This is a genomic window from Allobosea sp. 05T422_2, assembly GCF_056396265.1.
Genome location: NZ_JBFTLD010000193.1, coordinates 1 through 12741, shown reverse-complemented (window position 1 = coordinate 12741; position 12741 = coordinate 1). Strand labels below are relative to the sequence as shown.

The 12741-nt window shown below is 64.9% G+C and carries 11 protein-coding genes; 4 read left to right on the top strand and 7 right to left on the bottom strand.

Translation table 11 applies throughout. From position 1 onward, the window contains the following. The 3 genes from AC1DJT_RS25810 to AC1DJT_RS25800 all read right to left on the bottom strand — a co-directional run. Positions 1 to 875: ABC transporter permease (locus tag AC1DJT_RS25810; RefSeq protein ID WP_476835156.1), on the bottom strand; the 875-nt coding region annotated here is incomplete at its 3' end. A gap of 5 nt (positions 876 to 880) precedes the next feature. Continuing rightward, positions 881 to 1948 (bottom strand): ABC transporter substrate-binding protein, encoded by a 1068-nt coding sequence (locus AC1DJT_RS25805; protein ID WP_441508752.1) that lies wholly within the window; start codon positions 1946 to 1948, stop codon positions 881 to 883. Positions 1949 to 2118: 170 nt separating this feature from the next. Then, the gene (locus tag AC1DJT_RS25800) at positions 2119 to 2976 is read right to left on the bottom strand and encodes a LysR substrate-binding domain-containing protein (protein WP_441491675.1); all 858 of its coding nucleotides are present in this window, start codon (positions 2974 to 2976) and stop codon (positions 2119 to 2121) included. A 212-nt stretch (positions 2977 to 3188) separates the two neighbouring features. Between AC1DJT_RS25800 and speB the strand changes: the two genes are divergently transcribed. From speB to AC1DJT_RS25780, 4 genes are all read left to right on the top strand, one after another. Beyond that, positions 3189 to 4229 carry an agmatinase gene (speB, locus tag AC1DJT_RS25795; RefSeq protein ID WP_441491674.1) on the top strand — a complete coding sequence of 347 codons (1041 nt, stop codon included), beginning with the start codon at positions 3189 to 3191 and terminating at the stop codon, positions 4227 to 4229. A gap of 338 nt (positions 4230 to 4567) precedes the next feature. Beyond that, positions 4568 to 7243 (top strand): aconitate hydratase AcnA, encoded by a 2676-nt coding sequence (gene acnA / locus AC1DJT_RS25790; protein WP_476835155.1) that lies wholly within the window; start codon positions 4568 to 4570, stop codon positions 7241 to 7243. Between the two features lie 44 nt (positions 7244 to 7287). Next, positions 7288 to 8256, top strand: a complete 969-nt coding sequence (locus AC1DJT_RS25785; RefSeq protein ID WP_476835154.1) for a Bug family tripartite tricarboxylate transporter substrate binding protein — start codon at positions 7288 to 7290, stop codon at positions 8254 to 8256. A 71-nt stretch (positions 8257 to 8327) separates the two neighbouring features. After that, a complete protein-coding gene (locus AC1DJT_RS25780) occupies positions 8328 to 9230 on the top strand; it encodes a GntR family transcriptional regulator (protein ID WP_476770146.1) in 903 nt (300 codons plus the stop codon). A gap of 50 nt (positions 9231 to 9280) precedes the next feature. Here AC1DJT_RS25780 and AC1DJT_RS25775 read toward each other — a convergent pair whose 3' ends face one another. The 4 genes from AC1DJT_RS25775 to AC1DJT_RS25760 form a co-directional block, all read right to left on the bottom strand. Further along, positions 9281 to 10294, bottom strand: a complete 1014-nt coding sequence (locus AC1DJT_RS25775) for a Gfo/Idh/MocA family protein (protein ID WP_476835153.1) — start codon at positions 10292 to 10294, stop codon at positions 9281 to 9283. Further along, positions 10291 to 11178, bottom strand: a complete 888-nt coding sequence (locus AC1DJT_RS25770; RefSeq protein WP_441508747.1) for a sugar phosphate isomerase/epimerase family protein — start codon at positions 11176 to 11178, stop codon at positions 10291 to 10293. Before AC1DJT_RS25770 ends, AC1DJT_RS25775 begins: the two co-directional genes overlap by 4 nt. After that, positions 11175 to 12011 carry a carbohydrate ABC transporter permease gene (locus AC1DJT_RS25765; RefSeq protein WP_476835152.1) on the bottom strand — a complete coding sequence of 279 codons (837 nt, stop codon included), beginning with the start codon at positions 12009 to 12011 and terminating at the stop codon, positions 11175 to 11177. Before AC1DJT_RS25765 ends, AC1DJT_RS25770 begins: the two co-directional genes overlap by 4 nt. After that, positions 12008 to 12741: carbohydrate ABC transporter permease (locus tag AC1DJT_RS25760; protein ID WP_476835151.1), on the bottom strand; the 734-nt coding region annotated here is incomplete at its 5' end. The genes AC1DJT_RS25760 and AC1DJT_RS25765, both read right to left, overlap by 4 nt.

Below are 12741 nucleotides of genomic sequence, written 5' to 3'. Positions count from 1 at the left end.
CTACGACGCTGCACCAGCGAAACCAGAGACAGCACGAACAGCGTGATGACGAGCATCACGATCGAGACCGCGGCGCCGCTGGGATAGTTCGCGACATCGCTGAAGCGCGTGTAGATCGTGTTCGAGAGAAACAATACGCGCCCCTTTCCGAGCACCATCGGAATGACGAAGGCGCTGATCGAAAAGGTCATGGCGATCAGGAATGCCGATACCAGCCCGGGCAGGGCCAGCGGAACGGTGATGCCGAGATKCGCCTTCCAGGCCGGAGCGCCCAGCGATTGCGCCGCATCGCAGAAGCGAGGATCGATATTCTGGATCGTTCCCAGAAGGGTCAGCGTGCACATCGGCACGACCGCATGGAGTAGGCCGGCCGCGACCAGGGTTTCAGTGTACCAGCGGCTTGTCGGCGAAATCCCGAGCGCCAGAAGCAGTGGGCGCGCAACCCCGACCGAGCCGAAGGCCAGTTCCAGCGCGTAGGTGCGCACCAGCATGCTGAGCAGGACCAGCATCACCAGAAAGCCGATGCAGGCGGCGCGCTTGCGCGGCGAAAACCGCCGCACGATGCAATAGGCCAGTGGAAACGCCGCCAGCAGTCCAACAAACGATGCCGCTGCGCTCAGCTTGAAGGTTTCGTAGAGAACGCCGGCGAATGACGGCGTCACGAGCTCGCGATAATTCTCCAACGTCAGAGGCGCATCGACGGCCGAGCCGACCCGGCCCGGCACATATTGCTTGAGGCTTTCCAGCACGAGCCCGAACAGGGGGAGTGCAAAGATGACGAACAGCAGCAGCAAGCCCGGTGCGAGCAAGAAGAGCGTCGTGCGGGGCGGCGCAGGGATCGCGAGCGGCGCGTATTGGGCTGGGATAGCGGTCATGACACTCACAGCAGTGGCGCGATGTCGGACTCCCAACGCTTGGCCCAGGCATCCTGCTGGCCGAGCACGACCTTGTAGTCCGGCACATGCACGAAACTCTCGAACTCCTTCGGCGTGAAGGAGAGATGAGCCAGCTCCGGCGGGATGGCTGCCTTGCTGTTAAGCGGCGCTTCGCCAGCCACTTTTGCGTAAAGCGTGCTCATTTCGGGGCTGATCGCAAAATTGATGAAATCGCAGGTCGCCTTGCGGTTCGACCGATTCTTCATGACGGCAAAGCCGCTCTGGTAGAGGAAGGTCGCCATGCCGGCCTGTTTGGTAAGGCGGGTGATCTTGAAGTTCTTGGCGACGGCAGCCCAGCTCGGTTCGGCGAAGAAGCCGACTGAGGTCTCGCCGGAGGTGAAAGAGTTGGTGAAATCGACGTCGGTCACGGCAATGCGGCCGATATTGCCGGACTTCGCCAGGTCCTTCATCAGCTTCCAGCCCGGCTCCATATTGGACTCGTTGCCGCCGCCCTGCAGGGCCAGGGCGACGATCTGCAGCATCATGCTCTGGGTCGGTCCGGGCCAGCAGATCGCGCCCTTGAGGCGCTTGTCGAAGAGATCGTCCACCTTGCTGATGGCGAAGGGGGCAGTGTCGGTCCGGTAGCCGAAATACATGCCGCCGATGGCGCGAGGCACCGCTTTCACATTGCCTTTGGCGTCCCTCATCATGATCTTTTCCGGGATATCGGCCAGATTGGGGACGTCGGCCGCCGTGATGGTCTCGACCCAGTCCTCGGTGATCATGCTGTTGAAGGAGCCCTCCCAGCCGGCGATGTAGTCGTAGTCGACCCTGGGCCAACCCGCCTTGATCTTGGGGAGGATCGCTCCGGCTCCGCCCTGATGCAGGACCCAGTTGAACTGGGCGGCGGTTTGCCTGGCGGCGACCTGCTTCATCGCCTCGACGACGTCGCCGCCCCATTCGACAGCCGTGAGGCCGCTCGCAGTCTGGGCCCCGGCCACATGGGGCCAGGCGAGCCCTGCGGCGCCGCTCGCGCCTATCAGGGACAAAAGATGTCGGCGTGTCATCGTCATGGTGTCAGGTCCTTCGCGCCAGAGGGTCGAGGGGCCACAGGCTGTGCCGATCGTGCGGGACGATCAGGCTCCCGAGCCGTTCAGAGGCACGATTGCACTCGCAAGCAGGGCGCGGCGGTACGGCGAAAATGCTTGTCCGGCTATAAGCGGGCGTGAATGCCGGAACCGATTCAGGGGCGGCGCAGRTCGCTCTGCTGTGCGATGAAGTCCGAGAGGTAGCGCGCTTCGCCTGGCGCGCCGGTCCGGGAATAGAGCCCGATGCTGACCTCGACCGGCTCAGGCAGCCCGGCGGCATGGTCGAGCACCCGGCAATCCTCCGGGATCGTCGCCGCGATCATCGGGCCGATGCCGATGCCGACGCGCACGGCGGTCGCCATGGCAACCAGCGTCGAGGCTTCGCAGACGATCTTCCACTGCAGGTCATGCCCCGACAGCGCGGCCAGCGCAGGTGTGCGCCACGGGCAGGATTCCTCGAACATGATGATCGGCAAGGGCGAACTCGTCGAGATCACCATGTCCGAGCGCACGACCCAGAGCAGCCGGTCCGACCAGACCAGGGTTGGCTTGCGGTTGAGCCGTGTCGTGTCACAGACTGCGATGTCGAGCTTCTCGTTCTCGAACATAGCGGCAAGGCGCTTGTTGGGCTCGACGATGATATCGATGTCGACCTTGGGGTTCTGGTCGCGAAAGGCTTTCAGGATTTCAATCAGGCGCGTCGCGGCGAAATCCTCGACGACCCCGAGCCGGACCCGCCCTTCGATCATCTTGCCGTTGAGGCGTTTTCCGATCTCGCTGTTGAGCCTCAGGATTTCGCGGGCATAGGGCGTGAGCAGGACTCCATTATTGGTCAGCTCAAGCCCCTTCGACGAGCGCTCGAACAGGTCGCTGCCCAGCAGTTCTTCAAGCTTGCGAATCTGCATGCTGACCGCCGCCTGTGTGCGGTTCAGCGACAAGGCGGCACCATTGACCGTTCCGACTTCAGCGACGGTCAGGAAGGCGCGCAGCAGATAAGGGTCCAGTTCCAGCATCGCACCCGCACCATATCATCGAAGCTGGTTCTACGCAGCCATACCGGCTGGCCTGCAGCCGCCTGACCCGAGCGTCGTCCGCCCGCCGCCGGGAGGAGGCAAAGGGGGCGCTATTCAGTTTCGCTTATAGGGCCGCGTGCCTTTTCGCCGTTCCGGCAGCCTCGTTCTTTTGCCAGCCTTCCGGGCTTCCGCATCATTCCCTGCAGGTTGCCATGCCCTTCGACAATGCCGCCCTCGACCGCTTGCGCCAGCGCTACGCTTCGGCCGGCGGTGGCGAGATGTACGATCCTCATTTCAAGGCCGTCGCGGACACTATTTTTCAGGGCGCGGACCGGCGCAAATGGCCGTTTGCCGATCCGGCAACTTTCCTCGACGCTCCCTTTCTGGCGGACGGGCTCTCGGCTGAAAAACTGGCCGGGCTCGACGTAGCATTGATCGGCGTGCCGATGGATCTGGGCGTGACCAACCGTGCCGGCGCCCGGCTTGGGCCCCGCGCTGTCCGCGCCGTCGAGCGCATCGGACCGTATGAGCATGTGCTGCGCGTTGCGCCGCTCGGCAGATTACGCGTMGCCGATGTCGGAGATATCGCGCTCAGCAGTCGCTACAGTCTGGCTGATTGCCATGCAGACATCGAAGCCTGCTATCGCATGATCGGCGAAACCGCGACGATTCCGCTCTCGGTTGGCGGCGATCATTCGATCACCGGCTCGATCCTGAAGGGACTGGGCGCCAAGCGCCCGGTCGGCATGATCCACATCGACGCGCATTGCGACACCGCCGGGCCCTATGAAGGCTCGAAATTCCATCACGGTGGCCCGTTCCGGGAGGCGGTCCTGGCCGGCGTGCTCGATCCCACACGGACGATCCAGATCGGTATTCGGGGCGGCGGCGAATATCTCTGGGAGTTCTCCTTCGATTCCGGAATGACCGTGATCCATGCCGAGGAGGTCGGGACCATGGGGCTGCAGGCGGTAATCGAGAAGGCCAAGGCCGTCGTCGGTTCCGGACCCGTCTATGTCTCCTTCGACGTCGACAGCCTGGACCCGGGCTTCGCCCCTGGTACTGGCACCCCCGAAGTTGGAGGGCTCTTGCCGCGCGAAGTGCTGGAGATCCTGCGTGGCGTCGCAGGCGTCGACATCATCGGCGGCGATGTCGTCGAAGTCGCTCCACAATACGATCCAACCACCAATACCGCGCAAGTGGCGGCGCAGGTTCTGTTCCAGTTGCTCTGCCTCGTGGCCTGCAAGAAGTGATCCTGCCCGAGYGGGATCCCAGCACAGATCAATTCTCCGGCTGTCGCCTTCCGCCTTTCAGCGATCCCGGACCCTTGGTTCAGCTTGCCTGATCTGTCCGGGACCGATGTCCGAGCGCCCCGTGAGGAAGCGATGGCTTCACGGGGCGCCTGATGCGTCCGGCACGGAAACGGTGGCGGCGATTGCCGCTGTACCCGCAAGGCCGTCACCGCCAGCGACCCGGCGATAATCTATGGCTGTTGCGTCCGTAGCAGCGCCCGCAATGCCAGGGCGTTCAGGGAAGGTCGAGGCACCATCGGTGACATTGCATTTATAGTCGTTAATATGCATCATGAGGTATGATTCCAAACCCATCCTCGATTTCCAGGACAAGCCGCCTTGCCGGCCGTGACTATGTAGTTGCGGACTTGCAGGCGACGCTGGGGACCGACCTCCTGCGCCTGCCGCATGTCCTGCGCATTCTCGCCGAGAACGTCGTTCGCCAGCCCATGGGAGCGGACGAGCGCAATGCCGCATTGCAGGGCATTCGCGGCTGGCTCGCGGGCGGACGCTCGGATGGCGAGATCGCCTTTCAGCCAGGTCGTGTTCTCATGCATGACACGACATGCACGCCTGCGCTGGTCGATGTCGCCGCCATGCGCGACTCGATCGCCGAAGGCGGCGGTGATCCCAAGCGGCTCAGCCCGGTCCTGTCGCTCGACGTCTCGGTCGACCATTCGCTGGGCGTCGATCTTTCGGCGTCGCCGGACGCGATGCGCGTCAATCTCGAACGGGAATACAAGCGAAACGGCGAGCGCTATCGCTTTCTCAAATGGTCCACGCTGGCCMTTGACGGCGTCCGGGTGCATCCGCCCGGCACCGGCATCATGCACACGATCAATCTGGAGCAACTCGCGACGGTCGTGACCACCCAAACCGTCGACGGTCGGGTCTGGGCCGTCCCGGACACACTGATCGGCACCGATAGCCACACTCCGATGATCAATGGCATCGGTGTCCTCGGCTGGGGCGTTGGCGGGCTCGAGGCCGAGAGCGTGATGTTCGGCATGCCGGTGATGATGCGCATCCCCGAGGTGATCGGCGTGCGCCTGATCAACCGCCTGCGTGAAGGCGTCAGTGCCACGGATCTTGCGCTGACCGTGACGCAACGGCTGCGTGCGCAGGGCGTCGCCGGCGCATTCGTCGAGTTCTTCGGGCCAGGAGCCGCGACGCTGTCGGGAGGTGAGCGCGCTGTCATCGCCAATATGGCGCCGGAATTCGGTGCCTCGACCGGATATTTTCCGATCGATGAAGCGACGCTGGCCTATCTCGCTCAGACGGGGCGCAAACCCGATCATATCGCGTTCGTCTCTGATTACGCTCGGTCTCAGGCGCTGTGGTTCGACCCGCAGGCGCAACCACGCTTTACTGAGATCGTCGAGATCGATCTGGCGGCGATCTCGATCAGCCTCGCCGGCCCCCGACGGCCGCAGGATCTGGTCGCGCCGGATGAGGTGGTTCCCGCGCTCGAGGCGATGCCGCAGGCGAAGACGCCCGCGCCCGCGGCCGGATTGCCCCGCTTTCCCGTCGCGATTGCCGCGATCACAAGCTGCACCAATACGTCAGATCCGCGGTTGCTGGTGGCCGCTGGCCTGGTGGCGCGCAAGGCACGCCAGCTCGGCCTCCCCCCCCCCGCCTGGGTCAAGACATCACTCGCCCCCGGTTCACCCTCGGCCGAGCGCTATCTTCGGCGTGCCGGCCTGCTCGAGGATCTCGAAGCGCTTGGCTTCGGAATCGTTGGTTATGGCTGCACAACCTGCATCGGGAATTCCGGCCCACTTCGTCCTGCAATGGATGAAGCCGCGCGCGCGGGCACGGTCCTTCCTGTTGCTGTCCTGTCCGGCAACCGCAACTTTCCCGGCCGCGTCCATGGCCAGATCGATGCCGGCTTCCTGGCCTCTCCAGCGCTGGTCGTCGCCTATGCGCTGGCGGGAGATGCCGATCGCGACATCACCAAGGGCACTCTCGCGACCACGGCCGACGGAACCCCTGTCGACCTGGCAGCACTCTGGCCGAGCGGGGCCGAGATCGATTCCGCCTTTGCGCGAGCGCTTGATCCCGTCGATTTCGCTGAAGCCTTTGCGCAGGCCTCTGCGAGCAGGAGCTGGAAGGAACTCGATGCTCCGGCGAGTGCGGGTTTCCCCTGGGATCCGTCATCGACCTATCTGCGCCCGCCACCCTTTGCCCGCGCAGATCAGCCAGCCCGGCTCGGCCATTACAGCGCCCACCCCCTGATTGTGCTCGGTGACGACATCACGACCGATCATATTTCGCCCGCAGGCCAGATCCCGTCCGAGAGCGAGGCCGCGCAATGGCTGATCGCACAGGGCGAAGATGCCCAGGACCTCAACGTCTATGCCTCGCGGCGCGGCAATTGGGAGGTCATGCTGCGTGGCCTCTTTACCAATCGCACGGTGGTCAACCGTCTCGCGCCGCGCATCGCGCCCGGCTCGACCATCCATGTTCCGAGTGGCGAGACCCTGCCGCTCTGGCGGGTGGCCGAGCGCTATCGCCAGTCAGGAAAGGCGATGGTCGTCGTCGCGGGTGAGCGGTACGGCACCGGTTCATCGCGCGACTGGGCGGCCAAGGGTCTCGGCCTGCTCGGTGTCGCGGCCGTTCTGGCCGAGAGTTTCGAGCGCATCCACCGGTCCAACCTGATCGGGATGGGCATTCTGCCGCTGTCGCTCGCGGCCGGGGAGGGCGTGGAAGCGCTGGCGCTTKCGCCAGGCGACATGATCGAGATCGAAGCCATGCCGCACGCCATCCTTCCGCGCTGCAAGGTTCCGGCAAGGCTCCATCGCAAGGCCGGGCGTACCCAACCACTCTTCCTGCGCGCCGCAGTCGAGACCGCGCTCGAATGCGCGACGCTGCGCGCCGGCGGCATCATTCCGTTGATCCTCGGGCGCCACCTGACGGCACCCGCCACGTCCTTCACCGTCAGCGGCGAAGAGTTGCCCGGCCAAGCGCGGGCGTAACCGGCGCAAACGCGCCCAATCCAACACGATCGGGGAGGATCGAGATGACCATCGGCAGAATTTTCGCAACGGGCCTGCTTGCCGCGATGGCGATGACGCCAGAACTGGCGACGGCCCAGACGCCGCCGCAGGAACTCAAGATCATCGCACCCGCCGGGCCAGGCGGTGGTTGGGATGGCGCCGCCCGCTCGATCCAGCAGGTGCTGACCGAAACGAAGGCGGTCCGCGGCGTCCAGGTCACGAATGTCACCGGGGCCGGCGGCACGATCGGGCTTGCCCAGTTCATCAACGGTGCCAAGGGCGATCCGAACCAGCTCCTGGTCAACGGCATCACCATGGTCGGGGCGATCCTGACCAACAAGTCGCCGGTCACGCTGGACCAGGTGACGCCGCTTGCGCGTCTCACCGGCGATCCGCTGGTCATCGTCGTTCCCGAGACCTCTCCACACAAGACGATGAAGGACTTCCTCGCCGCGATCACAGCCGACGTCGCCCGGGTGACCTGGGCCGGCGGATCGGCGGGAGGCGCCGACCATATCCTTGCTGCGCTCGTGACGAAGGTGGCCGGCGCTGATGCCGGCAAGGTCAACTATGTCGCATTCTCCGGTGGCGGGGAGGCGCTCGCGGCCATGCTCGGAGGCCGTGTCACGGCCGGCGTTTCCGGCTATGGCGAACTCGAGGGCCAGATCAAGGCCGGCAAGCTGCGCGCGCTGGCCATTTCCTCGGGCAAGCGGCTTGACGGCGTCGATGTGCCGACGCTGAAGGAGCTCGGCTACGATGTCGAGGTGGTCAACTGGCGGGCGGTCATGGCCGCGCCGGGCATCAGCGCCGAACAGAGGGCTCAGTTGACCAAGCTCTTCGATACGATGGTTGCGAGCGGCGAGTGGAAAGCGCTGCTGAAGGCGCGCGGCTGGGACGACTATTATCTTGCGGGGGAGGCGTTCGCAGCCTTCCTCAGGGAAGAGCAGATTCGGGTCGGCGACATCCTGCGCACGATTGGTCTGGTGAAATAGGCACCTTGCCTGCGAGCCGTGTCATCACCTAGAGCCACTGTCGGCGCGCTCGCGCCGGCAGGGCTGGGACGATGGCAGGCAGTGGGAGACGAGACCTGGCGATCCCGCTCGCAGCTCGGATTCTCGATCAGATCCGAGAGGGGCATCTGGGTGCCGGGACACATCTACGCTCACAGGATATCGCGACGCGTTTCGGCGTGTCGCGCTTTCCCGTCGGTCAGGCCTTGCAACTGCTTGCCGACAAGGGCGTCCTGAGCCACGAGCACAATCGCGGCTATTTCGTCGCTCAGGGGACGCCTCCCTCCGGCGAAGCCCTTGGCCTCGCCGAGCCGGACGGCGTGACGAAGGCCTATTTCCGCATCGCCGATGACCATCTGCGCGGCCGGTTGTCCGAACACGTCACCGAGTCCGATCTCAGGGACAGCTACGGACTGACCCGTGCCGAACTCAATGCAGTCCTGACGCGGATCAGCCAGGAGGGCTGGGCCGAGCGCCGCGCCGGCTATGGCTGGAGCTTCACGCCGGTTCTCACCACCCCGGAGAGCCTCGAGCAGACCTACCGTCTGCGGCTGGCGCTGGAGCCTGCCGCCTTGCTCGAACCCGGCTATCATCTTGCGCCCGAGAGCATTGCTGCTTGCAGGGCTGCCGAGCGGAGGCTCCTCGACGGGGCGATCGAGACAGACAGCGCGGACGCGCTCCACGAACGCGGTGTCCGCTTCCACGAGACGATCGTCGCCGGCTCCGGAAATCCGTTCTTTCTGGAGACGATCCGACGGATCAACCGCATCCGCCGGCTGCTGTCCTATCGTTCGATGCTCGACCGCAAACGCTATCGGAGGCAATGCGAAGAGCATCTCGCCATTCTCGATAGCCTGGCCGCCGGCCGCCAGGAGGAGGCGGCCGAGAGGCTGCGGCAGCATCTCGGCCATACGATCGAGAACCTATCCAGCATCCGGCCGCTCCTCGCCCCCTAGCAGGCTCCCAGGCGCAGAGGCGCAGCGTCCCGAAGGGGGCGCAAGCAGACTCAACGCTCGGCGACTACCTGTTCGAGCAGCGCCATGGCGGCAGCGCCATCGGCCGCGTTCGGTGCGGTCGTCGGCTCGCCGCGTGCCGCTCGAACGAAGTCGCCGAGAAGCGCGTGATAGCCCTTGTGGTCCTCGTTGGCGGCGGCCGTCAGATTCGGCTCCCAGACCAAGGTGTCTTCGCCATCGATCAGGCTGGCCTCGGCCCGTGAGACCTTGAAGGGGGGCGCTCTGAAATAGCGCACTTCATGGACATTGCGGACCTCGACGCGGGTATGGTCGCCCATCACCTGCCACCATTCCATCGGCGTTCCGCGCGACTGATGCGTGCCCAAGACCAGGGTGCCGATGCCGCCATTGGCAAAGCGGAAATCGACATGGAGCAGCAGCTTGCCCGGCGCCAGTTCGTGCCGCCTCGCGCTCACGCTMGCGACTTCGCCCATCAGGTGCGGCACGAGGTCGAAATAATGCACGCAATGATGCAGGTAAAAGCCGGAATAATCCGGATCCCCGGCGAAATAGGTCGGCGCGGTCATGTACTCGCCGAGAAAACTCGCCGTTGCGCCGAACTCCGTCGCGCGGATGACGTTGGCGGCAATGCGGTTGGCCGTCGAATAGCGCTTCATGAAGCCGAGCACGACCGGCACCTTGCGGCTCGCAGCGGCTTCGGCCAGTTCGGCCGCTTGTCGCGCCGTCGGCGCCGGCGGCTTCTCGATGAAGAGCGGCAAGCCGCGCGCGATCGCTGCCAATCCAATCTCGTGATGCAGGGCAGGACCGACCGCGAKACCGACCGCGTCGAGATCGCCACGGGACAAGAAGCTGCGCCAGTCGCGCAGGCGACCAGTTTCGGGGACGCCGTAGCGCCGGGCGGTCGTATTCAGCCGCGCCTCATCCGTGTCGCAGAGCGCAGTGATCTCGACATCATGCCGCGTCAGCTGCGGCAGCAGCATCTCGTTGGCATGGACGCCGCAGCCGATCCAGCCGACCCGAAGCGCGCCTGTCCTTGAACCGGTCATGCCGTCCTCCCGGCGAATGCGAGTGCAGCCTTCAGGAAGGCGATGCTGGCGGCCAGCGGTTCGTCCTCGTTCTCCGTGGGCGCACGCCACTGGGCCAGGGGAGTGCCGGCTCGCTCGTCGCGGCGTCGGAACGGTTCGAGCACGATCGGCCCGCGATAGGCGACGTCGCGGAGTGCACGGGCGATCGCCGGCCAGTCGATATGGCCGGAGCCGACGAAGCCGCGATTGTTCTCGTTGGCCTGGAAATGCAGGAGTTTCGATCCTGCCTGCCGGATGGCATCGGTCAGATCGAACTCCTCCATGTTCATGTGGAAGGTATCGAGCATCACGCCGACGGTGGGATTGTTCACGCGCTCGACGATTTCGAGCGCGTGACGGGTCGTGTTGCAGATATCGGTCTCGAAGCGGTTGAGCGGCTCGACGCCGAACTGGATGCCGGCGTCGGCGGCGCGCTTCCCAGCCTGCGAGAGGCCGACGACGATCGCATCGATGCGGCGCTTGCGCTCTTCGTCGTCGACGGGGGAGGGAGCTCGGCCTGCGAAGACGAGAGGGGCGCCATAGAGCGGCCCCCCGACGATGGCTGCGCCGAGGGCTGCGGCCACATCGACGCATGTTTCGAGATAGGTGACGCCCGCGTGGTGGGCGCCGGCATCGGCGCTGGCGAGGTCGCGGTTGAGGTTGACCCGGGCAGCGAGCACGCAGGAGAGGCCGGCATCGGCGATGGCGGCGCGGGTCTCGCCCAGATCGAGTTCACCCGGCTCCGGTACCAGCAACTCGACGACATCGGCTCCGGCCCGTTTCATCCGCTGGAAGCAGCCGAAATGCTCGCGCGTGAACGGCCGCGCATAGAACATCGAGATGACCCCGATCGGATTTGTCGTCATGATTTCACCGCACCGGCTGTGAGCCCGCCCACGAGCCGCCTTTGCACCAGAAGGAAGAGGAAGGTGACCGGCAGCGCGATCAGCGTGCCGCCGGYCGTGAGAAGGCCCCACTGGATGGTGAACTCGCCGATGAAGAGCTGGAGCGCGACCGTGACGGTGCGCACCGCCTGGCCCGAGAGCATCATCGCGAAGAGGTATTCGTTCCAGGAGGTGATGAAGATGTAGATGCCGGCCGTGACGACGCCGGGCATCAACAGGGGCAGGATGATGAGGCGGATGGTCTGCAGGCGGCTGGCGCCGTCGATCATCGCCGCTTCGTCGAGATCCTTGGGGATCGCATTGAAATAGCTCGTCAGCATCCAGATCGCGAAGGGAATCGAGAAGGTCGAATGACCGAGAATGACGCCGAGATAGGTGTCGATCAGCCCGAGCCGGCGCATCATCAGGAAGAGCGGGATGATGAGCAGCACGACCGGGAACATGTTGATGACGAGGAAGCCGGTCAGAAGGCCCCTGCGTCCGGAGAAGCGGAAGCGCGAGAAGGCATAGGCCGCGGGGATGCTGACGCCGAGGCCAAGTACGCTGGCGCCGACTGCAATGATCAGGCTGTTGCCCAGGCTGCCGGCAAAGCTCGTGCGGGCGATCAGATCGCGGTAATGCTCGAGTGTCGCCTCTCGTGGCCAGTAGTGGAGCGGCCAGGCGGAAAGCTCCGCCTGCGGCTTCAGCGAGGTCAGGATCATCCAGACATAGGGGCCGAGCGCGAACAGGACGATGAGGAGGACGGGAAGCTCCACCTCCAGAATCCGCCGGATTCGGGTGCGTCGTTCGATCATGTCTCGATGCCCCGGGCCGCCCGCCTGACATAGAGATAGACCACACCCAGCAGCATCGCCGTGAGGATCAATGCCAGCGCCGCGCCATAGCCGAATTCCATGCTGCTCGACGCGCGCAGGAAGGCGTAGAGCGGCAGGGTATGGGTGGCGTAGCCTGGTCCGCCGCCGGTCATGACCAGGATGACGTCGAGCGAATTCGCCACCCAGATCGTGCGCAGCAGAAGTGCGGTTGCGATGACATCGGCGATCGAGGGCAGGGTGACGTAGAAGAGCTGCTGTCGGGCGGTGGCGCCGTCGATCTCGGCTGCCTCATAGAGTTCGGCCGGCACTGTCTGCAGGCCGGCCAGAATGGTGACGGCGAAGAAGGGGAAGCCCTGCCAGATCAGCGCCAGCATGATGGCGTAGAGTGCGGTATCGGGCCGGGCCAGCCAGGCGATCGGCGCTGCGATCAGGCCGAGCCGCATCGCGATGTCGTTGATGACGCCGAGATTGAAGTCGTACATCCAGGTCCACATCAACCCGATGATGACGCTTGGCAGCGCCCAGGGAATGATGACGAGCGCGCGCGCCAGTCCGCGCCACCAGAAGCTCTGGTTGAGCAGCAGGGCGGCCGCGAGCCCGAGCAGGAATTGCAGTCCGACAACGCCAGTGATCCAGATGAAGGATTGGCCCAGCGAGATCCAGAAAACCTCGTCTCGCGCGATCCTGGAGAAATTGCCCAGTACGACGA

What these genes read in the sequence shown, in the direction of transcription:
- AC1DJT_RS25805 (WP_441508752.1), bottom strand. Translation starts at nt 1,948, where the DNA reads ATGACGATGACACGCCGACATCTTTTGTCCCTGATAGGCGCGAGCGGC.
- AC1DJT_RS25785 (WP_476835154.1), top strand. Translation starts at nt 7,288, where the DNA reads ATGACCATCGGCAGAATTTTCGCAACGGGCCTGCTTGCCGCGATGGCG.
- AC1DJT_RS25780 (WP_476770146.1), top strand. Translation starts at nt 8,328, where the DNA reads ATGGCAGGCAGTGGGAGACGAGACCTGGCGATCCCGCTCGCAGCTCGG.
- AC1DJT_RS25770 (WP_441508747.1), bottom strand. Translation starts at nt 11,178, where the DNA reads ATGACGACAAATCCGATCGGGGTCATCTCGATGTTCTATGCGCGGCCG.